The 25,840-nt window shown below is 35.5% G+C and carries 14 protein-coding genes and 1 tRNA gene; 3 read left to right on the top strand and 12 right to left on the bottom strand.

Annotated features, from left to right (window positions below; genetic code table 11):
* Positions 1 to 2 precede the first annotated feature (2 nt).
* Positions 3 to 76 (top strand) — tRNA-Arg (locus FUA24_RS06090).
* Between the two features lie 66 nt (positions 77 to 142).
* Here the strand turns inward: FUA24_RS06090 and FUA24_RS06085 are convergent.
* The 4 genes from FUA24_RS06085 to FUA24_RS06070 form a co-directional block, all read right to left on the bottom strand.
* Entirely contained in the window at positions 143 to 2,506 is a 2,364-nt protein-coding gene (locus FUA24_RS06085; protein ID WP_222861323.1) for a glycoside hydrolase family 95 protein, read from the bottom strand.
* A 150-nt stretch (positions 2,507 to 2,656) separates the two neighbouring features.
* On the bottom strand, positions 2,657 to 5,410 hold the full coding sequence (locus FUA24_RS06080; RefSeq protein ID WP_222861322.1) for a glycoside hydrolase family 2 protein: 2,754 nt from the start codon (positions 5,408 to 5,410) through the stop codon (positions 2,657 to 2,659).
* 856 nt (positions 5,411 to 6,266) lie between these two features.
* On the bottom strand, positions 6,267 to 7,502 hold the full coding sequence (locus FUA24_RS06075) for a glycoside hydrolase family 117 protein (RefSeq protein WP_148540601.1): 1,236 nt from the start codon (positions 7,500 to 7,502) through the stop codon (positions 6,267 to 6,269).
* Between the two features lie 14 nt (positions 7,503 to 7,516).
* Positions 7,517 to 8,053, bottom strand: a complete 537-nt coding sequence (locus FUA24_RS06070; protein ID WP_148540599.1) for a VOC family protein — start codon at positions 8,051 to 8,053, stop codon at positions 7,517 to 7,519.
* Between the two features lie 286 nt (positions 8,054 to 8,339).
* Here FUA24_RS06070 and FUA24_RS06065 point away from each other — a divergent pair, with 286 nt between their 5' ends.
* Positions 8,340 to 9,572 (top strand): Ig-like domain-containing protein, encoded by a 1,233-nt coding sequence (locus tag FUA24_RS06065; RefSeq protein ID WP_187388187.1) that lies wholly within the window; start codon positions 8,340 to 8,342, stop codon positions 9,570 to 9,572.
* A gap of 285 nt (positions 9,573 to 9,857) precedes the next feature.
* Here the strand turns inward: FUA24_RS06065 and FUA24_RS06060 are convergent, their stop codons facing one another.
* Positions 9,858 to 11,069: a glycoside hydrolase family 117 protein gene (locus FUA24_RS06060; protein WP_148540596.1), complete on the bottom strand. Its 1,212-nt coding sequence runs from the start codon at positions 11,067 to 11,069 to the stop codon at positions 9,858 to 9,860.
* Positions 11,070 to 11,436: 367 nt separating this feature from the next.
* Between FUA24_RS06060 and FUA24_RS06055 the strand changes: the two genes are divergently transcribed.
* Positions 11,437 to 13,005: a tetratricopeptide repeat protein gene (locus FUA24_RS06055; RefSeq protein ID WP_148540595.1), complete on the top strand. Its 1,569-nt coding sequence runs from the start codon at positions 11,437 to 11,439 to the stop codon at positions 13,003 to 13,005.
* 71 nt (positions 13,006 to 13,076) lie between these two features.
* On the opposite strand, the gene FUA24_RS06050 is transcribed toward FUA24_RS06055, so the two are convergent.
* The 7 genes from FUA24_RS06050 to FUA24_RS06020 all read right to left on the bottom strand — a co-directional run bounded on the left by FUA24_RS06050 (position 13,077) and on the right by FUA24_RS06020 (position 25,838).
* Positions 13,077 to 14,657 (bottom strand): carbohydrate binding domain-containing protein, encoded by a 1,581-nt coding sequence (locus FUA24_RS06050; protein ID WP_148540593.1) that lies wholly within the window; start codon positions 14,655 to 14,657, stop codon positions 13,077 to 13,079.
* A gap of 12 nt (positions 14,658 to 14,669) precedes the next feature.
* On the bottom strand, positions 14,670 to 16,412 hold the full coding sequence (locus FUA24_RS06045) for a RagB/SusD family nutrient uptake outer membrane protein (RefSeq protein WP_148540591.1): 1,743 nt from the start codon (positions 16,410 to 16,412) through the stop codon (positions 14,670 to 14,672).
* A gap of 13 nt (positions 16,413 to 16,425) precedes the next feature.
* Positions 16,426 to 19,512 (bottom strand): SusC/RagA family TonB-linked outer membrane protein, encoded by a 3,087-nt coding sequence (locus FUA24_RS06040; RefSeq protein WP_148540589.1) that lies wholly within the window; start codon positions 19,510 to 19,512, stop codon positions 16,426 to 16,428.
* A gap of 529 nt (positions 19,513 to 20,041) precedes the next feature.
* Positions 20,042 to 21,418, bottom strand: a complete 1,377-nt coding sequence (locus FUA24_RS06035; RefSeq protein ID WP_148540587.1) for an alpha-L-fucosidase — start codon at positions 21,416 to 21,418, stop codon at positions 20,042 to 20,044.
* A 47-nt stretch (positions 21,419 to 21,465) separates the two neighbouring features.
* A complete protein-coding gene (locus tag FUA24_RS06030) occupies positions 21,466 to 22,902 on the bottom strand; it encodes an alpha-L-fucosidase (protein ID WP_148540584.1) in 1,437 nt (478 codons plus the stop codon).
* A gap of 14 nt (positions 22,903 to 22,916) precedes the next feature.
* Positions 22,917 to 24,461, bottom strand: a complete 1,545-nt coding sequence (locus tag FUA24_RS06025) for an alpha-L-fucosidase (RefSeq protein ID WP_187388185.1) — start codon at positions 24,459 to 24,461, stop codon at positions 22,917 to 22,919.
* 9 nt (positions 24,462 to 24,470) lie between these two features.
* The gene (locus FUA24_RS06020) at positions 24,471 to 25,838 is read right to left on the bottom strand and encodes a glycoside hydrolase family 28 protein (protein ID WP_148540580.1); all 1,368 of its coding nucleotides are present in this window, start codon (positions 25,836 to 25,838) and stop codon (positions 24,471 to 24,473) included.
* Between the last annotated feature and the right edge of the window lie 2 nt (positions 25,839 to 25,840).

Genomic DNA, 25,840 nt, shown 5'->3' with positions numbered 1-25,840 from the left:
AGGGCTGCGTAGTTCAACTGGATAGAATATCAGATTTCGGCTCTGAGGGTTGGGGGTTCGAATCCCTCCGCGGTCACTAAACGGGAATTTTCAAATATCGATTGAAAATTCCCGTTTTTCTGTTTGTAGCCGATTGGGTTATTTATTCTTTTAAATGATGCGCTTGTAAAGGAAAATAATCTTGTCCCTGTTGTGTTTCAAAATAGATGGTTTTGCCTTTGTAGCCAATTTTGCATGTGCCCCCACTTTTAGAGTGCACTTTTACTTCTGTAAGTTCGGCATCCTTCCATTCCATATCTATAACAAAACCGCCTCGTGCACAAAGTCCTTTTACCTCACCTGTTGCCCAAGCATCTGGTAATGCATGGAGCAATCTAATGGTTCCAGACTGGCTCTGAAGCAACATTTCAGAAATACCTTCGGTAGTTCCAAAGTTGGCATCCATTTGAAAAGGTGGATGTAGACCAAATAGATTAGAGGTGGTGCTTTTTGCTAAAACAGTCTGTAAACTTTTATAGGCCTTTTCCGCTTCTCCCAGACGTGCGTACTGGCTTATAAGCCATGCAGCACTCCAACCCGTATGTCCGCCGCCATTCTTTATTCTGAAATCCAATGATTTCTTGGCCGCCATTGCCAATTTTGGTGTTTGTTCTATATCAATTTGATAGCCCGGATGTAGGGCAAACAAATGTGAAATATGTCTATGCCCTGGCTCTACTTCTTCAAAAGCTTGAGCCCACTCCATTAAACGTCCATCATCTCCAATTTTTGGTTTTGCCAGTTGCGCTTGTGCACGCTTTATTGAAGCAACATAGTCATCATCAATTCCCAAAACTACGGAAGCATCGATAAAATTCTTGAACAGTTGCCATATGACCTGTTGATCATGTGCAGGTCCCATGGATATTTGGCAATTACTACCATCTGGGGCTATAAAAGTGTTCTCTGGCGATACTGAAGGCCCTGAGACCAATTCTCCTGTTTTATGATCGGGCACTAACCAATCCATATAAAATTGTGTAGATGCTTTTAAAACAGGATAATTTTGCCTTAAGAAAGTTTTGTCCAAATTAAAGTAATAATGCTCCATAATATGTGTGGTCAACCATGCACCACCACCAACATGCATTCCCCATGAAGCCTTTTCTCCCGGTGCGGTATATCCCCAAATATTGGTTATAGGGTGCACCACCCATCCGTTGGCGTTATAATGTGTCTTGGCTGTTATGGCTCCTGGTTCCTGTAATGAAGCCATCAAATCAAACAATGGCAAATGCATCTCGTTTAAGTTGGTTACTTCGGCCATCCAATAGTTCATTTGAACATTAACATCGGTATGGTAATCCCCATTCCAAGGCGTCTGTATTTTATTGGCCCAAATACCTTGCAAGTTGGCTGGTAAGGTTCCTGGTCTGGAGGAGGATATAAGCAAGTACCTCCCATATTGAAATAATAGTTCCTCTAAACGTAAATCCGACGATTTTGATGTTTTCAGATTTTGAAGCCTTTTATTTGTAGGAACGGTATCCGGTACTTGATCTAGTTTAAGGCTAACGCGTTTAAAATAGCTTTGATAGTCTTTTGTGTGGGCTTCTAAAAGTTGTGCATAGGTTTTTTGTTTTCCGTTCTCTAAACGCTTTGCTGTTAGTTTTTCGTAATCACGCCCTTTATAGCTGGGATAATCTAAAACATAATTGGTAGACGCCGATAATAATAGTAGTACTTCGTCTGCTTGCTGCACTACAATACCATCATCACTATAACTTACCGTGCCATTTTTGTTCAAAGCAGTCAACCGCGCCATATATTCTAGGCCGTTGCCTCCTTTTCCATTATCTAATGCGCCGAACATGACTAATTGATCGTCTTCTACCTTTGTTGTAAAACGTTCTGGTCTGCTTAATGAACTTGTAAAAGAGATGGCTCCTGGTGCATTGGCAGTTAACCTTACTACCATCAATTGGTCTGGTTCGCTAACAAATACGTCCCGTTTGTATTGCACGTTGTTTTTTGTATAACTCACACGAACTATGGCGTCTTCCAGATCCAATTCACGGTAGTAATCCTCATAGTTCCCTTGATTCTCAAAATCTATCCATAAATCTCCTAGAGTTTGAAAACACCCAAAAGGTAATGTGGCCCCTTGGCCTCGCCCAGAGCCTTTGCCCTCACAAATCTGCGTTTCTTGGGTAAACTTTGTTGCTTCTCTATACTTCCCTTTAAAAAGTAATTCTCTAATCTTAGCTTGGGCAGGGTATGCTTTTGGGTTATTGTCATTATTTGGACTACCGGACCACATGCTTTCCTCGTTCAACTGAATTCGTTCTTTATCTACATCTCCAAAAACCATGGCTCCTAAAGCGCCGTTACCCAATGGTAAGGCCTTAAGCCATTCCGGATCGTCTTTCCAGCTATCTGTACCATCCGTAACGGTTGCTTTGGCCGGCTCATTATACCATAGCTTTAAACGACCTGTTTTTGTTTTGTCGTGGACATCTTTATCCATGCATGACATAAACATTAAACTAATAAACACTAATATTTTGCTAAATATGGACGTTGTTTTTAATTGGATCATTGGTAATATATTATTCCCTTCGTTGTATTTGCTCTAATGTTTTCTGTTTTTCAATGGATACGATGTATAGCAAAAAAGTTAGTTCCCCTCAAAATCACGTTGTTGCCTTTCTACCTCTTTTAACTTTAGATTATTAAGTTCTTTTTCTAACGTCTTTATCTTATCTTTTAATACCTGGTTAGAAACATGCTTTGAGTCTTCATTTGTTTTTCTAACGTCTTTATTTTCCTTTCCTATTTCTATATGACTATAATTATCTTTTGAAACTATACTTGAAAACGTGAGCTTTCCGGATAAAGGAATATGTTCTCCATCATGAGCTATATACGCTCTAACTGTTATTTCTCCGGGTACAGTAGTGGCCCTAATAAGAACTGGAGCTGTTCCCCAAGATATTTTACGTGGGTTCGTATATATTGATGCATCTCCAATAATACTTCCCTCTCCACTTACTTCAAAAGTAATGTGGGATTCATTTAAACGCTTAACATTTCCTTCACTGTCTGTTACAGATGCAATAACACGAACAAAATCTGATCCATCAGCAACTAGGGGGACTTCATTGTTTTCTAGTTTTAATTCTATCTTACTAGGTCTTAATGAAGGCATTTTTTTATGGGATACAACTACTTTTCCATCTATTAATCCTTCAGCTATAATGGATGCTTCCTGTTTTTTCCGTGAACGGTGTTTTTCTTTAACATCCATAAAATTAAACACGTCTTCGAATGTTATAATGGGGTGTGGCATTTTTAAATTAAAATCTTTTGCCCTTTTTACAATAGTATCTTTTTCATAGACAATTAACCTTACGGCATCACAATTCGTAAAAACATTCACATCTTTACCGGAAAACGGGGTCATCTCATGTGCAATGTATACCATGGGCGGATTTTTTTCAGAGATATCTCTTTGGCTGGCAAAAAGGTAATACGAATATTTAGGTTGACGATAAAAGTCTGCTATACCACCATAAAAAGGATCTGGATGGTACCCTCTTTGATGGTCAAATGTATGCCAAAGTGCCCCGCCAACATGTTGTGCGGGCGTATTGTATAATGCCTCCCACGAGGTATATACATAGCCTGGGTCGGCATAATGTTCAACCTGAGTTAACTGTGCTTTTTCTCCCCAGCCCCTAAAAGCTCTACTAGGGGAATTATGTGAATTCCAATCATCTACGCAGTCGCCCCATTCTCTTGTAAAAGTGCTTCTTGTTTCTTTGCTGAAATCAAAGCCCAATGCTTTAAGATTCTCTTTTGTTTTAGCATTGTTTTTATTCACGAAGTTGTTAAAAGGATGTGTATAGATTACATCAAAGTATTTTTGACCTTTTGCATGAAAATCACACACAGTAAAAGCACCTTGATATGGATATTCTTGATGAACTGTTTCATGTACTTTTTTTGCAAAATGATCGGGGTAAGATGTTTCATTTAAAATTGGCTCCCACATAAGTACAGAGGGGTGATTCCTATCCCTTCTAACCATATTTCTAATATCCGAAATCACCCTTTCTTCAAAAATGGGATCCGAGTTCCAAAATTGCCAACCTGGAGTAGCCACAATATAAAACAAACCTAAGGCATCGCAAGCCTCCATAAAAGAAGGGTCGGCCGGATAATGGGCTGCCCGTACGATATCATTACCAGATGCCTTGAATATTTTAGCATCTCTCCAATGTGCATTGTTGGGAATAGCAAAACCAACCAAGGCATGATCTTGATGTCTGTTGCCCCCAATTAACTTTCCTGGGTAAGGTTTATTATTAAGAAATAGGCCTTCTTTTCCTTTAAATTCTATAGTTCTAATTCCTATATTTAGAGCCACACCATCGGTCACTTTTCTTTTATTATTAATTAAAATAATTTCTAATCGATAAAGTGTTGGAGACCACGGAGACCATAATCTCGGCTTTTTAACATAGAGCTCTTCTTCAATTAGGTAATCTTTGTTTGCCTGTATTTTAAAAGAAACTGTTTTAGTTGAGACTATTTCTCCTGTATGATTTTTTAAAAGAACTTTTCCTTTTATCTTCTCTAAGCTATTTCCTGCATTCTGTATATCTGCCTTAACATTAATTTTAGCATCTCCGTTCGGTAACAGTGAAACATGTGAAAACACACCACCGCCTGCTAACTTATCTACATCGTTAGGATTGGTAACATAAACTGCATTTGTAGTAACCAACCATACATCTCTATAGATACCTCCAAAATAATTAAAGTCTAATACCTCTTGAGGTTTTCCAGGTGGATAAATAGGGTCATCACTATTATCGGCCAAAACTGCAACAACATTTTTTTTATCAAAATGAATGTATGGGGAGATATCTACGGAAAAAGGTAAAAAGCCACCATAATGCTCGGCAACTATTTTACCATTTATAAACACTTTACTTTTTCCCATGATAGCTTCAAAGTGTAATTTTATCACTTTGTCTTTCATTTCTTTACCAATAACAAAATGTTTCCGGTACCAAGCTTCTCCTTGATAATTATTACAGCCACTTGATTGGTCTGGTATGTATTCTAACCCGTGGGGGCAATTTATAATTCCCCAATTACTATCATTGAAATCTACAGCCTCGGCATTATCTACCGATCCCTTAAAAAAGCGCCAACCTAAATTGAAATTAAATACCTCCCTGCCACTATTTGGAACGCTTAAATAGCCTGCTTTAGAATATTCTACAGGTTCCTTATCCGTATTATTTGCAAATATTTTGTTGGTTGCTGTTGTTATTATGAACAGTAAAATCAGGTATATAGTTTTATTTTTAATCATTTTAGTTTTAGTTATTTTATGCTTTTGTTGAATTTTTTTTTCCATAGTTATTTTTATACTCAGAAGGTAAACAGTTCAATTGATTTTGAAATAATTTTATATCTATTCCTTGCTTGAAAATATAGGCGTAAACGAACTTTTTAAAAATTCCGATCTATTGTACATTCTGATAAATTTGGTCTCATAATTTTATTCTTGTACAGCAATAAAATTTAAATAGGTAAATAATACGTTTTAACATAAGTTTTTACCAAAAGCTACATGTCACTTAATTAAAGTATAATGTCTGCACTTTTCAAATAAAGAGAAGTATGTATAGGCTTCTTTAGTTTAGTTTTTTTTTGATTATTGTGAATAAGTGCAATCTATTCAAATAACGTTTATTTTTTTGTAAAAAAAACAAATGTACCCCTAAGGGAAGGGGTGAGAATTCGTTTTTAATGGGTGAAAAATTCATTTAAAAAAGACTGTTGTTTTTTAGTAAAGATGAAGGGGATTGGCAGTAATAAAAGGGTAAACCAACGCGAACACTATTTTAATGAGGGATACCAACAGCTGGCTTTTGAGGTGCTTTTCCATGGAATAACTTGCACGATAAGACCATGGCACCCTCTTGCTTAGGATGCTAACGAAGGGTGGGTGCTGTTGTGAATCGGACGTAGATTATGGAACAATTGTTCGCTACTAAGATTTAGATATATTCCTTATAATTAATCTGAATCAGGCAATCATTTTGATGATAATTGCAATAGCTTTCCCTTAGAAAGTTAGAACTTTGACCTGCCATGGTCAAGAATAAACTAAAGACATACTAAGCAAAAGACCTACGCTATATAATGTGCTTACTTTTTTAACTGTTATGAATAGCCTTAATAAGCTTAATGGATTAAAAGCATAAGAGCTAGTCTAAAGTAGCTTTCATATATGTCTTAATCTTGTTGTATTGTTCATTTATACGATTACCATGTTCTATAGACAGGTCGCACTCAAAACGTACAAAATGATAATAAGGATGAAGAGCGTGCCCAACACCCCAAGTAATTCCTTGTCCCGGAGTTTTGTCAACATCTGCAAAACTACTAGGTCTAAAGCAACCACCTCCTTTTGGAACAGTTAAACCTTGAATTACGGGATGAAAGTTTATTCCATCTTCAGAAAACAGTATGCTATTTCTTTCAGGTCCTTCTGGCAGTGTAGCACATACCCCATTTCTATATGCCCAAACCATACTCCCATGGCCTCCAATTAAAACAGGATTGTATTTAGATTTAATATAAGGCCCCTCTGGGTGGTTTGAAATAGCAACACCTGTAGCAAGAGGCATATCTGCTTGTTCTTTGTTAAAATCTCCAGGACTAATATTTGGTTGCCATGGTAATCTGCCATTGCTTTTATAATATAAATAATATTGTCCGCCTTTTACAAAGAAAGTAGGCTCATGTATAACCTCGCCATCCCAAGAAGTTTGAGATCCTGGTTCTAAAATAGGAGTATCTAGGGCTTTCCATGGGCCCGTAGGAGCATCTGATACGGACATTCCTAAGACATTAGGGACAAAATCCCCTGAGGTTTTAAATAGTTTAGACCATCTGGCATGGTTTAAACTTTCGGCTGCTTGATAGACTAAATAGTATTTGCCATTAGCTACCAAGATATCTGGGTTAAAAACACTTCTGTGGTCATAGCGTCCTTTGGGGCCTCTAATTACAGCTTTGCCCTGTTCTTCCCACTTATAGCCATCTTTAGACGTTGCAAACCAAATATCACATAAATCCCAATGAAAGGCTCTTGTTGTACTGTTGGCATCAAGAGGGCCAACAACCTGTGCGTTACTCATAGGCTTAGAATACCACATGTAATACAGGCTATCAACTTTTATAATGCTGGAGGGATAATAACGTTCAATACCCTTTTCAAATTCAAAACCTTCAAGCTTAGAATATTTAAAATTAGTATTAAACTCATTATACATTTCATATCTAATTTTTCCTTCTCGAAATCGCTTATAGGATGTGCTTTCAAATGTTTCGGCATGTCCATTAGAACTCGTTTGTTTGTTAGTGTTTTGTGCCGAAAAGGTTGTGCTAAAACTCAAAAGAATAAGGAGCAACGAGATGTTTGTCTTAAATGTCTTCATTTGCCTTTATGTTTTTAATCCCAAGCTGATAACCCTATAATTTCACCATTTGGACCAACAAAAAATGTGTATTTATCTTTTGCATAGTTTTCATTTTCTAATGCATAACCTTCAGCTTTTAACTTATTACCAATAGGAACTATATCGTCCACTTTTAGCATAAAATGATTGTGGTTCGTATTGCCAACAGCCCCAACGGTATGCCAAAATTCTGGAGCTGTTAAAGAGAGTCCAATAGTTAAATCATTAGCTTTTAACTTCAATACTAACATGCCTTCAAGACCGGGACCATGAAGAACTTCGGCTTCACTTAATTTAAAACCCAGAATTTCTCGGTACAGTTTTAAGGTTTTTTCTAGTTCAAGGACATGAACGCATATATATTTTAAATCGGTAACCTTTCCTTTTAGGACTTCGTTGTTCAAACTTTCTTTTTTAAGGGAGTTTTGTCCAGTACTCACGTTCATAACAAAGATGGTTATTAAGGCAAGGAGCAGTTGTTTAAAAATATTTTTTTTTCTAATTAATGGTGTCTTTTGTGTTGGTATCATAATAAATGTGTTTACCCGAAAGTATTACTATTCCTAAATAATCTAATGGTTACCAGCCTATATAAAAACTGAACAGAGTGCTAAAAGAAGAAGGACTAAAGTAACTGAGTTTTGAAATGCTCAAGAAAAACTAAACAAATGGTTTTAGGTGAAAGATTAGAACTGTTTAACCATGATTGTTTTGTAATATTACTTGAATTGATACACAAGGATATTTAAATATTTCACTGCAAAATATCCCCAAAAGCAATTACTAAACACATTTTAAATACTAAAACAATAATTTATGAAAGTTAACTTATTCATTATGTCTACTATGATAAGTATGATGGTTTCATGTTCATCAAGTTCTGGAGATGAACCCTCTGGGCCCACAGCTAACGATGATGTTCTTACTGTTAATGAGAATAGTAGTTCGGGACCAGAAAATCAGGTAGATGTTTCTTTAAATGATCAAATAGGAAGTAACGGAGGAGATACCAACAATTATAGTTTAGTAGGTAATCCTTCTAACGGAAATGTTTCGGAAGTAAGTGATGGTGTATTTGAATATATTCCAAATTCTGGATTCTTTGGTAGTGATAGTTTTAGCTACAGAATTGTTGACAAAGATACTAACGAAGATATGGCAAATGTGGAGGTTACAGTGAATGAAGTTCCTGGTCCTTCTACCGAAGATTTTGAAAACATGGATCCCAATTTACCTTCTTTTGTTTCAATAGATGATACTACCCCGGCAGGAATGCAATGGGTAAAAGTAGAAGCAATGTCTGATGAATTTGATGCTTGGGATTCTGATAAATGGTTTAACTCCTTCTGGAATTACGGGAATACACCTGTTTGGATGCGTGAAGAGAATTCATTTGTAGAAGATGGCAAATTATGTATTAAAGCTACGTTAAGAAATGATCCAGTAAATTGGTTTCAAACGGCACGTGTACATTCTAAAACAAAAATTAGTTATCCCATGTATACAGAATGTAGTATGAAAACGGCTCATATTTCTGCATTTAATACATTTTGGATGAATAATGGTGATATTGATAATAGAGATGAAATAGATATTGTTGAGAACAATTCTAACCCAACACAGGGTTGTATAGATACGTCTTTAAATACTACCAATTTTCCATGGACCACACATTTGTTTCCAACACAAATGAATTCCCAATATTTTATAGCCAAATCTGGTGTAACAGAAAGGCATGAAGATAATTATGATACACGTTGGTTACTACCCGAAAATCCAAAAAAGGATAAGACTTGGAATGAAGATTATCATATAGTCGGTGCTTGGTGGATAGATGCGCGTACAGTGCAATTTTATTTAGATGGAGAAGAAGCGGGAAGAGTGGTGACTAATCAGGATTTTACCAGAGACCTTGAGTTGATTTTTGACTTATGGACTTCTGAAGAATGTTATTTGGGTGGACTGCCAGAACAGAACGAATTAAACGATGATACTAAAAATACGATGCGTATTGATTGGGTTAGAACCTGGAAATTAGAGGCGCAATAGACTGTTTAGTCTGTAATACATCAAACATGAATTTTATCTAGTTAATTGGAAAATTTAGTTTAGTTCAAATTAGTTTTGTTTCAGTTTGGGGGGTATGAATGATTTCATACCCTTTTTTTTTGGTATAATCTCATCCCTATAAATTTTATTCCGAATAAATTAAACCTATTATAACAACCCTTTCAAAGAGTTCTTAAATCAAAAAACTCCCAGATTAAAACTGCTTTTAATCTGGGAGTTTAGTTTAAACCTTTTTGTTTTATATTAAAGGCTATTGAAGCTTTATTATGGAGCTTTTGTTACTCTTCTTGAGGTAAATTTCATTATACTTTGGTAGTTCCAGCTGTTGTAAACATGAGTTAACCCCCAGCGTAGAATTTCGGTAGGTTCTTTTTCAATATTAGCTGTTCTATTTAGTCCAATGGCATGTGCATTAACACTTTGTAATACAGACATTACTTTAAAATTAATACCATCTGGCGACCACTGAATAGTGTTTTTTTCTGGGCCATCAGTTGTAATTAACGAAGCAATTCCTCCATTATATGGCCATACACAAATCTCATGACCACTGTTACTTATAGGGTTATAAGGCGACTTAACATAAGGGCCTAATGGGTTATCTGCAATAGCTACCCCATGGCGAATTTGACGACCTCCAAACGTAATCTCTTCTCCCATCTGCTCACCTTTATAATACAAGTAGAATTTCCCCTTGTATGGAAGAATGCATGGATCATGTACTTTGTGACTATCAAAATCCCCTTTTTTCTCTACCATACTTCTATCTTGTAAGTTATCACCTTTCCAAACACCATTATCAGCTGGACTCAAAATTGGTTCATCTAACTTAGTCCAAGGACCATCGGGAGAGTTTGCCCAAGATAATCCAACTTGATTTTTAACTCTTACGTTATAAGGTGATTTAACTGTTTGATAGCATAAATAATACTTTCCATCATGTTCCATAATTTCTACTGTAAACACAGATCTATCATCATAAGATCCTTTTTCTCCTCTTTTTACAGCAATACCTTCTTCTTTCCAAGTTTCGCCGTCTTCTGATGTAGCATACCAAATATCACATCTATCCCAAGGGAATACTTTTTCATTTTCTATATCGCCTCCAAACCCTTGCGTTTCTCCTGTGCTTTTTGAATACCATACATAGTATTTACCATTATGTTTTATCATAGCAGAAGGATCTCTTCTTACCACGCCATCTTCATATGCTAAATCGCCTTTTAGAGGTTGTAATTGCCCAAATTGTATGAACCACTCGTTACCTAAGTCTGTTGGCCATTTAAGAGCACGTTTAGATGCTGCACTTAGGTGGTTAATATCTGTTATTCCTAAGTGGTCAATTTGTTCCTTAGATATTTGCGCATATTCTAGGTTTTCAGGATTGCTTTTTTTGTCTACCTGTGCCCTGGAGCTACCAGTAGCTAATAAAGCTATAACAGAAAGTGTAATTAATAATTTTGTTTTTGTCATCATTTTAATTAGCGTTTAAATTATAGAAAAATGGTAAAGCGTTACAGCTTTACGTCTCAATTTTTGAGCATTCTATACCATCAAGAATGCCTATATGTCTTGTAAATATTACTGTTGATTATCTCAATTTAGATTCTTGGTTTTTAGGGTGATATAATCACAAATATCAATTTTAAAGTGTAAGAATGGGCTCTTTTTTCATCAACAAAAACTGAACAGGAGGAAAAAAAGCCTCAATTTTAATACACTCTAAAATTTCAAGTAGTATCTTGAAATAGATTAGAATAATTTACTAGCTGTTCAGAATAAGTTCGTAAAGTGTTTAGACTAAAACTATTTAAGATTAAAGAAAATGAAGTGTTGTTTAAGTTTGAAAAGCGTATTAGGTATTATTACTTTTTTTGCATTTTTTGTAATGCATGGGCAAAAGCCCTATGATACAAATAGATTTATTGACAAGTCCAATTTGCATACTACTAAAAAGTTGGATAGTGCGGTGTATTATCTTAATAAAGGTGTAACATATTATAGGGAGCAAAAAGACACTATTAATTTAATTAATACACTTTGCCACCTTTCGTCATTGTACGATAATGTGTTAGATTATGGGAAATCTTACGATGGTTATTGGGATGCTTTAATACTGGCAGATTTATCAAAAGATGAGGTGTCAAAGGCACGAGTTTATCAGGAATTAGGATGGCTGTATAATTCTTATAGGAGGGAAGAAGAGTCGCTCAGATATTTTAACTTGTCTCTTAAGTTGAAGAAAAAATTACTAGAGGAAGGGAAAATAAATAGAGGCTATTTAATCAGTAATTACTTTGCTATTGTTAATTGTTATAGAGTTAATAATGATTTAAGAATGTCTAAGGTATATTTAGATAGTTGTGAGATTCATAGAAATAAGATTGAGCCAAAACAAAAATCATTTTATGTAGAATCGGAGAAGGCCTATTATAAAGCTGCAGTTGGAGGTAACTATAAAGATGCTCATTTTATGCTGAATGAAGCGAAAACATTTTTTCAAGAGGCAGATCCTTCCTATTTAACAGTAATTTATTATTTAATTGCCGAGGTTTATAGGATGGAGAATAAGTTTGATCAGGCTATTAAGTATTACAAAGAATCTCTTAAGTTCTCTGAAATTTATAACAGACATTTAGGGTATAAACAATTTAATTATGAAATTCTATCTGATTTGTATTACAAGAAAGCAAATTATAAGGAAGCATTTTATTTTAAGGAAAAAGGGCAGGAGTTAAACGAGAAAATATTTGGAAGAAGTAGTAGGAATAACAAGCATTTAATAGAAATTAAGGATAAATTTAGATTGCAAAAAGAAAAGGAGAAGACACTTCTTAAAGAAGCCAGAATCGAAAAGCTAGAAAATCAAAAGAGGATAGCTTTTCTACAGAATATTTTAATGGGAGTGGTTGTTGTCTTTTTGTTGCTTTATGGAATTCTCTTTGTTAGAAATTTAAGAAGAAAACATAAGTTAGAAAAGGAAAAAACTAATGAGGTTATGGCTTTAAAGAATAGAGAATTAACAGCCTCTGCCTTACAGTTAATAGAAAAGGAGGAGTTTATTGTAAAACTAAAGGAGAGTATAACCAAAAAAAATGGAGTAGATGTTAATGCTATAAATAGAATGATTAGTAGTTTCCAAAATGCTCCAGGAGGAAATTGGGATGAATTTGATGCTAGGTTTACGTCTATTAATCAGAGTTTTTACAATAACATAAGAAAAAAGTACCCTAAACTAGGACCAACAGATTTAAAAATGTGCGCTTTAATTAAACTAGGATTTTCTTGTAAAGAAATGTCGTCATTAATGGGAATTACAATAGAAAGTGTACATACATCAAGGTATAGACTTAGAAAGAAGTTAGGTATAGATAAGGGTACAAATTTGGTAGATTTTATGTCGGCATTTTAAGTTTGAGTTAAGTCTAAAAAAAAAGAGCTTGTCTATTTAACAAGCTCTTTTCTTATTCAAAACTAACGGGTTTAAGGTCTTAGCTCTACTTCTGCTAAGAACATATCATCTAAATATAATCTGATGGGATCAGCATTATTTTCGTTATTTCCTCTAATCAACCATGTTATTTCTGCATCTGTAGTAGACTTGAAATAGAATTTTTGATATACCCATTGACCGGTTGGGAATGAAGGGTTTAAATTGCTTATGCCTAAATCAGCCATTGACCAGTTAGAGGCATAGAATCGGATATCTGAAGTGGCAGTGCCAGTTGGTGAGTTGCTTAAATCTGCATCAACATACACCCAATAACCTAACTCGTATTCTTGACCAACTATAAGTTGGAAATTTCCACTACCGCCTATAATCATACCTCCATTGGATCTAAATGTAATATCCATACTTTGACTACCGGTTCTTGGGTTATTTGAGTTAATATCTATATCGTATTCACCCCAGTTGCCTCCCCAACCTTGATACGGCCAATCTCCTCCAGAAGATGCCGCCGTAGTTGATTCGAACCCACCGTCAAACGCTGAAGAATCATAAATATTAGTATTGAATGGTATAGATTCAATGTCCGTAAAGGCGTCAGCCGCTACTTGATCAGCAGTTTTAAGATTTCCAGGAGCATAAGAAACAAACGCTAAGTCGTTGTCATACATTCGTTCTGCATCAAGTTCTAATAATACAATGTTGTTTTCATTTTCGTCTAAAATAACATTTGAAATTGCAGGGTTAATGGTATTTCCGTTGTTTTCTAATCTTAAAGAGAAATTATTTCTGTTTAAACTAGTAGGATCCATATCTCTACTAAACTCTAGGGCGACCATTCCTGCTTTTTCATATACACGTTCTAAAACAACAGGATCGGTAGAAGGAATAACCTTTATGATCTTTTTAAAAGAGATTGTATCGGCATCTCGAGGGCGAAATCTTGAAGCTAAGAAATCTAAGTCCCAAGACCCTAGCTTGTTAAATCTCATATCAACCTCATTTAAAGTAGTGTTAATCATTTCTGGCTTACCTCCATTTGAGGTCCAAACAACGTTGTCTTCTTCTCCAACAGCAGTATAAGTAAGCCTAACAGATTTACTTGCCGTAACTTCGTTTTCAGCACCATCTGCCAAAACTAACTCATCTCCAGTAGTATTATCATCATTTATATAGTATAACTTTAAACTAGCTCTTAGAGAATCTAGAACTGTAACTACTATAGTTGTGTCTAATACTCTGCTGTTTATAGGCTCTGTACTGTCATCATTAGGATAAACGTCACCTCCAAAAGTTTGGTTCAATGTAACATCATAAACACCTGGCTTATAAAAGATACCTTTAATAACTTGTTTTGTTGAAGTGCTCATTCCGTTTTCAGCAATAACAGATACGTCTGTGCCTCCTGGCATAGTCCATTTTCTTGATATTACACCTCTGGAAATATCTCCAAAGTCTATGTGTCCATTTACTGAAACGGTATTGTCAAAATCCATTTCAGAGGTAACAATAATTCTGTGATTTGTGTCCATTGTTTCAACAGACAAGTCTTCTCCACAGCCTACAAAAAACAGGCTTACGGCAAAAAGAATACTTAAATATTTTAAATTTTTCATGATAAGCAATTTTTATTGATTATAAATTTCATTAGACTGTATCTCCGTACTTGGTATTGGAAAATAGTCATGCTGTGCGGGATCATAGATACTTTGAGCTACAGTAAAATCTGGTCTAACTTGACCATTTATTACAAATGGTTGCTCAGTTGGGTCTTGAATTGAAGCTAAGTTATTTTGACGCCAAATTTCATCAGCTCTAAGGTCATCAAAAACTTCTTGAACAATACCCCAACGTACTAAATCTTTCCACCTGTGTCCTTCATAACAAAGCTCTAATGGCCTTTCAACACGGCGAATGTGTGTCATTACAGTTTCTGCACTTGGTGCAACAAACGGACGGTCTCCATTAACTTGATTAGGCACAACCTGTTTGCTTACATGTAACTGAGGAAATGTTCCACTATTCATATCCATGTACTGTTGTAAGGTGTAAACTCCAGCTCTGCTTCTTACCATATCTACATATTCTATAGCGGTCATGTAATCTCCACTAGATTCAATAATGGCCTCCGCGTACATTAAAAGTACATCGGCATATCGTATTTGTCTAAAATTAATACCACTACGTCCTTGTGCTGGTTCTGCAGGCAAATGATACCAGTTAGAGTGTTTTTTTACATAAGCACTTTGGCCGCCGCCCCATCCGCCGATTGTGCCGTAAGGTTCAAGATACCAAAGGCCTTCTCCATTTTGTGGGGCAATGGTTCCATACATCCTTCTAGATTGAAGGTTTTCGTCATTGATTGGGTTATCTGGATCTACCTCATCATCAACTAACATTTCATGAAGATTGTACGTAGGAAGTACGGTGTTAAAACCACCAGCACCTAAACGACCTACTTCTGTAGACAACGTAGTTGATTCAGAACCTGTATTAAATGGTGTGTCATCTACAGGGAACCCCGAGTTTCCAGAGTTGATATCAAAAGAGTAATTCACCTCAAGAATTGATTCTTCATTGAATTCATTTTCATGCCAAAAGTTATCCGTGATATCTCTTGTAAGCGCATAAATACCGGAATCAATAACTTGTTTAAATAAACTAGCAGCTTCTGGCCAGTTTTCTTCAAACAAATGCACCTTCCCTAACATAGATGTGGCAGCTCCCCAAGTAATTCTACCAACATTCTCTCCTTGCCATGTTTCTGGTAGATTGTCTACTGCAAACTCTAAGTCCGGTAAGATAATAGTGTTTGTAACCTCTTCAATGCTTGAAAGTGGTTTATTGAAATCTTCTGTAGCACGTGCAATATCCGTATGTATCATTGCACCTCCGTAAGAATGCGCTAATTGCCAATAAAAAAACGCTCTTAAAAAACGAGCCTGTCCTTCAATTACTGCTTTTGTGTCATCGTCCATCACATCTTCACCTACTGTTTCTAGATTTACAATAACTTGATTTGCTCTAAAAATACCAACGTAACATTCTTCCCACTTATCAACTACATGAATACTAGTGTTATTAAATGCAAGGTTTCTAAACGCAAAAGGTCTGTACCAAGATTCTGTACCTCCTATATCTCCTAAAACAAATTCCTGTACTAATTCGGCACCACTAATGGAACGATATTGCAAAGCACCATATACACTACCTAGAGCAGCTTGAAATTGTCCTTCAGTCTTCCAAAACGTCTCAGGTGTTATAAAATTTGGGTTTTGTTCGTCTAAGAAACTGCTTTCGTTACAGCTACTTGTAATAACAAGTAAAAAAAGCAGTGTAAGTTTAAATAAATTGTTTTGTATTTTTTTCATAATATTCATTTTTTTAGAAACTTAATTGTAGTCCCATCATAAACTGACGTGATACAGGGTAATTACCGAAATCTATCCCTCTATTTGATATACCATTACCTCCTACTTCAGGGTCATATCCATTGTATTCGGTAAAAGTGAATGGGTTTAATGAGTTTACATACACTCTAAGTTTCTCAATTCCGATTTTTTGAGTTCCTGGAACCGTATAGCCAATAGAAAGTGTTCTAACTCTTAGATACGTGCCATCTTCTAACCAATAGTCTGATGACGGCTTAATATTGGAATGGCCAGATGTTTGTCTGTATGTTGGAATATTAGAATCCGGATTTTGAGGAGTCCATTGAAATACTTGATCTTGATGACGTCCAAAAGTATACGCAATATTCTTACCTCCATTATAAATTTTGGCACCATTAGAATAAAACATTTGACATGCTAAATCCCAGTTTTTATACTCTAGATTAAAGTTTAATCCGACATCAAAATTAGGAATACCTGATCCCGAATACACCCTGTCATCTTCAGTTAAAGCACCATCTCCGTTAGTGTCTTTATAACGCAAATCTCCTAGTTGAGGCGTACTAATAACACCAGCAGAATTATCTAACAATTGGTATTCTGCCAATTCTTCGGTAGTTTTAATTACCCCATCATTTTGAAACAGGAAAAAAGCATAAGCCTCACGACCTACCTCAAGAAAGGTGGTTGCTTCTCCAGTAGGAACATTTACATTGATAAAGCCATTTGCAAAACCTCTAGTTACACCGTCTAGTTCTGTAACCTCATTTGAATTCTTAGAGAATGCACCAGATATGCTGTATTTAAAATCATCACCAATTTGATCTCTATAGTTTATTCCTATTTCAATCCCTTTATTAACCATGTTTCCAGCATTAACTGGGATTGTATTGTAGGCGCCTTCGGCAAATGGTTGCCACGTACCTGTAGATGGTGCTAAACGTTGATTAATCAACATATCTTCCTTATCATTTTGATATACGTCTGCAGTGATATTTAATTTATTGTTAAAAAGACCTATTTCAATACCGATATTTTTAGAAATGGTAGTTTCCCAAGCCACATCTGGATTACTGTATTGTCTTTGAACTTGACCGAATACAACATCTTCATCAGGGCCAAAAGGATAATTAACTCCAGTTTCAATAATCTGTTGGAATCTATAATCTCCAATATTATTAAACCCTGTTTCAGCCATACTTCCTCTAAGCTTTAAAGAGTTAATACCTTCAATGTTAAACCATTTTTCATCACTTACATTCCAACCGGCAGATACTCCAAAGAAATCAGCATACCTGTTATTTTCTGGAAATCTAGAAGAACCATCTCTTCTATAACTTGCGGTGAGCAGGTATTTGCCATCATAATTATACTGAACCCTTGCTAGCTTACCAGCTATAGTATTTTGAAAATTGTTACCTGTAGGTTTAATTGCTTCCGCTCCATTAGATAATACTTGTACATCATTGGATGCGATATCGTCATATAATACGCCTACGGAAATATTTTTATTTTTGAATTTTTCATAAGAAATAACACCTAAAAGTTCTAAGTTATGCTTACCAAATGATTTCTTATAATTTAGGATGTTTTCAATGGTTTCTCTTGTAGCGAAATTGTAAAATTCCTGTAAAGACGCATTTAGTCTGGATGCAGACTCATTTAATCTTCCAGCTCTATCGATAGCTAAATATTGTGGCTGAAAGAACTTTCTAAAAAAGTTAAATTGATTACGCCCCATATTTAATTTATACTTTAACCCATTTGCAATTTCATATTCAAGGTTAAGAGCCAAACTATAATTATTGTTTTCTCTTTCGTCTACATTGTCTAATTGCCTGGATAGGAAACTGAAAAATACTTCATTATCAACATCCAATACTACCGCATTACCTTGAGACTGTATTTGATTAAATGGTCTGTTATGAGGTGCTTGACCTACGCCATACTGATAAAAATTGAAGGGTTCTTGGTTTCTATTTTCTTGGGTCATACTTATAGATGCAAAAGCTTTGAATTTTCCTTTGTTAAATTGACCCGTTATTCTATTGGTTAACCTATCAAAGTCTGACCCTTTAATTACACCATCTTGTTTAAAGTAATTGGTATTAAAGTTAAAAGTAAGGCTCTCAGTTCCACCAGAAATATTAGCAGAGACATTTTGTACTAGAGCATTATTGCTTGTTACTTCTTCAACAAAATTTGTATCCCAATCTAGTGCATTGGCATCTAAGAAAAATGTGTTTGGTTCACCTCCAGCTGCTTCAGCCGTAGTTTCTCTATTGTAAAGGTAACCTGCTGTATTGGACAACGCTGGTCCTGAAGTAATGTTTTGGATACCAGTATAGGTACTAATATCTACTTTCATTTTACCGGCTTTACCTTTTTTAGTTGTAATTAAAATAACGCCACCAGCTGCTCGTACACCATAAACAGAAGCCGACGCGCCATCCTTCAAGATATCAATAGACTCAATTTGCTCTGGAGCAATATTGGGATTGCTTTCTTGAGGAATATTATCTACAACATACAAAGGCTCCCCTCCATTAAGAGATACCAATCCTCGAATTTGAATATTAGATGCTTCACCAGGACGACCACTGGCAGCCTGAACATTAACACCTGCTACTTTACCTTGTAGCGATGCAAGAATGTCTGGTACTGGAGCTTCCAAAATCTCCTCAGCACTAATTTGGGCAACTGCACCTGTTACCTCTTTCTTTTTTTGACTACCGTAACCAACAACTATAACCTCATCTAATTGCGATAAATTTTCAGCAAGTGAAACGTTAATGGTTGTTTGGTTACCTACAGTGATTTCCTTTGAGCTGTAGCCAATAAAACTAAAAACCAACACGTCATTGACGTTTGCGTTTAGTTGATAGTTACCATCAAAATCTGTAGCTGTTCCAGAGGATGATCCTTTAATGAGAATGGTTACCCCTGGCAATGGAAGACCGCTTTCTGCGGTTACTACACCTTTAATAGTTTTGTCTTGAGCATGAACCCAACCTATTCCTAAAATAAGGAAGAGAAGAAGGGTGTTTACCTTAAGTAATTTTAATTTCTGTCTTTTCATAGTGATGAATTAGTTAGTTAGTTTTTTGATCGCAATGATAATATCGCATCAAAACACATTAAATATTATATTTTTAATAATTAGACAGAGGTAAAACTATCAAATCATGAATCAAAGTAAGGTATGCGCACCCTCAATAAAAACTGAACAGCCATTTTGTAATTCTGAGCATTATTCAGTCTTTTGTTAGTTTTTTGTTGCTAAATGGATACTTTTAAAAGAAAGGCGTTTTGTTTTGGTCTTTTTTAATGTGCAGTTTGTAATAAAAGAGGTGAGCTAGTGAATTCACTAGGAATTAAAGCCCTTTTGACAAGCTTTAAGGGGCTCTTATTAGTAGGTATTTTTGCTATTGTCAATTTTTGCAACTTACTTGTTTAGGTTTTGTTCAGACTGAATGTCTGGTGAATGGCGTCTAAAAAGGGACTTGTTAAATTGAAAATAGAACAGCTAGGTAAAAAAGCCTTTAAAGTAGGAAAATTGACCTAAAAACTCTGTTTTTAGGTCAATGTAATCGTAAAATGAGGTGTGGTTAATACTTTACAAAGGTCAATTCTACAATTTCTGGGATACCTTTTTTTTCTAAAACCTTCAGTCTAAATTTTTGAGCTTTTACTTCTTTAAAAGGATATTTCTCATGAAACGTTGCGGGACCTCCCGTAAATAGATGTACCCATTTATTTTTAAGGAAAACTTCTATTTCATATTTCTGAATAGACTTCTTATACCCTGCATGCATGGAGAAATAGTTGAATGTTTCTTTTTTTCCAAAATCCAATTCAATCCAGGGGTTAGCGTCATTTTTATCGGCTTTCCATGCAGTGAAAAGGTTGAGGTCAAGCAGGTTTCTTTCTGTTATGTTTTTTTCTGATAGGGTACTAGAGGTTGTAACTTTTACATTTTTATGAGGTGGTTGTACTTTGGGTAGTGTTGTACGAGCTTCAGAAAGTTGTATTGCGTTTCCAACTTCTTGTAATCTTGTAATAACGTTTTCATCCATTAAACCTTTATCATTGGGCGCTGCGTTTAATAGGTAATTGCTGTAGTATTGATTGGTGTAGCTTAATTCGTTTACAATATCTTTTACAGGCTTTAATTCTAAGTTTTCAAAGCCTTTTTCCCAAAACCAAGACGGTTGCATTACGGGGCCTTGTTGAGATGGAAATGTGTTGTCATAAGGTATGTGCTGTCCGTGCGTGGCTTCATAATGCACAATTTGAGTATATGCCAAATCGGCTCTGCAGCTATGATTTATAACCAAACAATTAGGTTGAATAGAATGAATATGATCTGCTAAAATGTGATATGGTAATTCTTCAAAATTGGGACCGTTCCCCCAACGTGAGCCCCAACCATCAATCACTATACAATTTATTTCACCATAGTTAGTTAGTAATTCAGTAAGTTGTTCCTTAGTAAATGCTATGTTTTGTTCATTTATATTGCCATGTTGCACGCCGTGATGCCTATCCCAAACAGAAAAGTAAAGACCAACGGTTAAGCCTTCATTTCTAAAAGCATCTACATACTCTTTTACGATATCAATTTTGTTATATGGCTTTTCGGCAGAAGCAATATCATAATTACTCACTTTAGTATCCCATAAACTAAACCCATCATGATGCTTTGTAGTAAACACTCCGTATTTCATACCTGCAGATTTTGCAGCTTTCGCCCATTGGTTACAGTCTAATTCAGAGGGTTTAAACGTTTTAGGGTCATGAAACGGGTAAGCCCATTGTTCGGCATGATATGTTCCCATATTATAATGAATAAACATTCCGAATTTAAGATTTAGAAAATCTAAAACATTTTGATCTGCAGTAGATTGATTACTCTTTTGTGCCCATGAATTTGAGCTAATGATTAAGATTAAGAGCGTAATAAATAGTTGAGATATTCTTTTCATTAAATCTTGAGTTTTACCGTTTAAAGGTAGTTTATTTCAAAGAAACTTTAGTTCTTTTTTGACCGCCCAACTTCTAATTCAGAAATTATAGCACGTTCGCCCACAGCATTTAAAATTTCTAGTTTAATATATCTGGCTTTAGAGTTGTTAAAAGAAATAGTTTTATAAGTAGAATTTGCTTCCCAATGTTCATGAGCTATTTCTTTAAAAGCGTGACGGTCTTCGCTAATATAAAGTTTAGCTTCAGTAAGATTTCCTAATTCTAAAGCTGTTTCTGGTGCTGGTTTACATCTGTGATTAGGAACGATAAGAAGTGTATTGAGGTGCTCTAATTTTCCTAAATCTAAAGTTATGGTTTGTGGGAAACTAGTATTGGACTCCCAATGAAAATGGTCTGTTCCTTCCTGACGAGCGTCAAAAAGATGTTCGGCATTTCCACTGGTTGTATTTATAGACTTTATTGGGATACTTTCTAAGATTTGAGGGGCCTGTTTTGGAAGCTTAGGTCTTAAAGTATCAGGTTGCCATGTTGAACCTATATTTTTTAACAAGTCAATATAAATAGTATCCAAAAGCCCATCTCTATTAGGCATGCAATTGAGCATAAAGTTACAATAGCGTTTTTCGCAAGTGGTGAGCTTGTTCAGAATGGTTTCAATGCCATCGCCTTCAATTAATCCATTTGGAGTTTTTTCACTCCAAAACCAACCATTCCCTTTTACACTGCAGTGTCCCAGAGCTGAGGCCATCTTATTTCCTGGTTTAGGGAAGGCTCCAAATGGCCCTTCAAAATAAGGGATTTCCATATGGTAAGGAGCCTGCAGGTGTGTATGGTCGGTTATTAAACAATCTGGTTGTAGTTTTCTAATTAAAGTTCTTATCTCATGGTATGGAATTTCATGATGTCCAATTTTCCAGTACCACCCATCCATTACAAAGTAGTCTATTTTACCATAATTAGTTAAGAGCTCTGTAATCTGACCTTTTACAAAATCTAATTTATTAGAGGTTATACTGTCTTTATCTATGTTGTGGGTACTATCCCAAATAGAATAGTAGAGTCCAACACCTAAGTTTTTCTTTCTAAAGGCATCAACATATTGTTTTACTATATCTTTTTTATAGGGTGTTGAAGCTACATCATAGGTGGTAAATTTACTATCCCATAAGCAAAAACCTTCATGGTGTTTGGTGGTTAGTAAACCGAACTTCATACCTGCAGATTTTGCCGCTTCAGCCCATTGGTTACAATCTAGTTTCTGAGGATTAAATGCCTCAATTGGATAATTAGCCTCTCCCCATTTGGCACCATAAGACATAATGTTATAGCAAATAAACATTCCAAAACGTTGCGCTATAAAATCACTTTTTAATTGCTGCATGCTTTTGGATTGCTCTGTATGAATGGTGTTTTCCTTTTTTATCGGGTTTTTACATTGTATAAGGGTGCAGCAAATAGTAAAGAGTAGCAGATAGTTTTTCATTGGTTTAGGATGCTTTATTTCATTACTGGAATATTGGAATTAAATTCTAATTTAATAACATATGCAAAATCATGTTTAGGTAGTGATTCTGGTATTTCAAACTCTAAGCCTAACGTAGTCTTTTTAAATTTAAGGTCTTCTCCTGAAGATAAAAGTATTGCCTTTTTAAGATTAGAAAGCTCTAAATTAGATAGACTTTTTACTACTGGCTTCTTAGGGTATCCCAAGAAAGTAATATATAGGGTTTTATTATCCTTGCTTTTGGTAAACCTAATGTCATTGGCAGTGTATTCAACTTGATCTCCATGCATTTTTTCGTTTGGAATTGTTGGACCCTCGCCGTAAATATCCCAAGGTCTTGTGGCGTATACCGCTTCTCCATTTACTTTTAGCCATTTTCCAATTTCCTGAATGGGAATTTTTGCTTCATCAGGAATACTTCCGTCAGCCTTTGGGCCAATATTTAATAAGAGCACCCCATTTTTGGAAATAATATCCATTAGCATATCAATGACCTGATTAGCAGATCGGTATTCTTCATCTGGAGCATAACTCCAACTGCGCAAACCTAAAGAGGTGTCGTTTTGCCAAAGTAACGGTTCAATGTTTTTCATGCCTCCACGTTCTAAATCTAAGACGGCAGAACCTATTGGTAATTTCTTTCTGTTTTTATAATTAACGACTACATTAGGATTTGGAAATACACCTTTTTTCCATTCTATGGCCTTATTATAATAGTGTTCTAAAAAGTTTTTTCTATGTTGTTCGGTAAAGGCATTTAAATTCCAACCCCAATCAAAATAATACAAATCAGGCTGGTATTTATTGGCTAATTCTGTGCTTGTTTTCCACCACCTTTCAACAGCCAAAGTATCTACTTTTCCATTACCATATAGTGCTTGGTTTTCGACTTTTAGACCATCAAAACCATTACGATGATTAAATTCAAAAAATTGCCCGTTCCAAGCGGAGTGGTTTGAAACTCCAAAATGCATACCTCTAGCTTTTACTGCCTTTTTCATTTCTGCGGTAAAATCTCGTTGAGGTCCCATATTAACTGAGTTAAAGGGTTGGTTTTCGGAATCCCACATGCAAAAATTATCATGGTGCATTGCCATAAATACGAAAAATTTGGCACCACCATTAGCAAATAAATCTGCCCATTCATTGGCATCCCATTTATCGGCTTTAAACATGGGGATGAAATCTTTATATCCAAATTCAGAAGGATCGCCAAAATGTTCTTTATGGTACGCAGCAGTTTTTAGACCTCGTTTTTCAAAGCTTTCGCCTTTGTCTCTTCCAGAACCATCATCTACATTATACATCCATCGTCCATACCATTCTGCGGCATGGTCTCCAGCGAAGGAAGGAACAGAGTAAACACCCCAGTGACACCAATACCCGAGTTTAGCGTCTTTATACCATTCAGGAATTTGGTATTGCACTAAAGAAGTGTCTGTTGCTAAAAAGTATTGCGTTTTTGATTTTTTAGAGTTTCTATGTTGTGAGCAAGATGATAATAAAATTATAAGTAATAGAATAAAAGCATTTTTCATAGTCATGTTTTAATCTATTTTCTTTCTGTTAGCATAGATGTTGGATTGATATCCATCAATAACATCATCAAATAGAATTGCTGGCCTTTCATCTTTTGAGATAGTATTAATGTTTACATTATTAATAAAAAGACCTTTTACATGACGTGCATAAATACCATGAGCAGGTAATGTGCCTACCAGGTAAAACTCTGGCCACCATTCTCCTAAGGTATCTAAAGTATATTCTTTAATAGTTTTATTAGCATCTTCTTTTGTTCCTCCACCAGAAACCGTCATTTGGATGTTGTTTAAATGAACATCTCCAATATAATGGTTTGGCATTCCTGTAATAAAAAACGCCGAATTCTTATCTAAACCTCTATTGTCAACGATAAAATCTGAAAATAAAAACCCATGCATTGCCTTCATAGGAAGCATTTCTTGAGGGGCATCTACACCTGCTCTTTGCTGGCAGAAGGTCATAAAAACAGGGCGAGGAACATTTTTCATCACTAAATTAGAAAAAGCCATATTTTTCATTTCGCCACCCTCATTCATTTGGATTTTTAAACCAGAATCTTGTATATCATGAAATGTGCAATTAGATACTGTAACCGACTCAAAGTCTGCTCTAGAAGAAAGGCCAATACGCAAACCTGCCCATTTACTTGTAAATACACAATTACTTACAACAATATCTTTACACGGGTAGTCCGGGTGAGAAGTTTGCAAGCAGATTGAATCATCGCTGGTATCAAATGAGCTATTGCTTACTCTAACATTTGTACAGCCATCAAAATCTAAACCATCACCATTATTATTCACTCTGCTCACTATTTTAATACCTTCAACTACAATTTCATTGCAGTATAACCAGGCAGAGGTCCAAGCAGCAGGGTTTATTAATGAAACACCTTCAATATAAATGTCGTTACATCTTAAAAAGCGAATCATCATAGGTCTACCACCCTTTTTTTTGGTGAAGAACTTTGTATGTCCATTTCCATCAATAGTGCCTTCTCCTTTAATAGCAAAGGATTTGGCATCTTTAGCAAAGATTAGACAACGATCCATGTGCGGTTCGTTCTTGTACATGTTTTTGTGGGTGTCTAATGCATAATCTTCAATATTAGGACTGCCCAACAAAGTAGCCCCGTTTTCTATATAAAGGGTTACATAATCTTTTAAATAGATTGTGCCTATAACTACAGTTTTTCCTGCTGGAATAATAACGTTTCCACCGCCATTTTTTGTGCAGGCATTAATAGCATCCTGAACCGCCTTGGTATCCTTTGTAATGCCATCTGCCTTAGCACCATAATCTAATACGTTAAAATCTTTTGCCAGAGCAAAATATTGCAGCAACATAAAACAAATAGTTAAGACCTTTTTCATTA

This window comes from Seonamhaeicola marinus (assembly GCF_008085455.1).
This window is presented reverse-complemented; position numbering and strand designations above follow the sequence as displayed.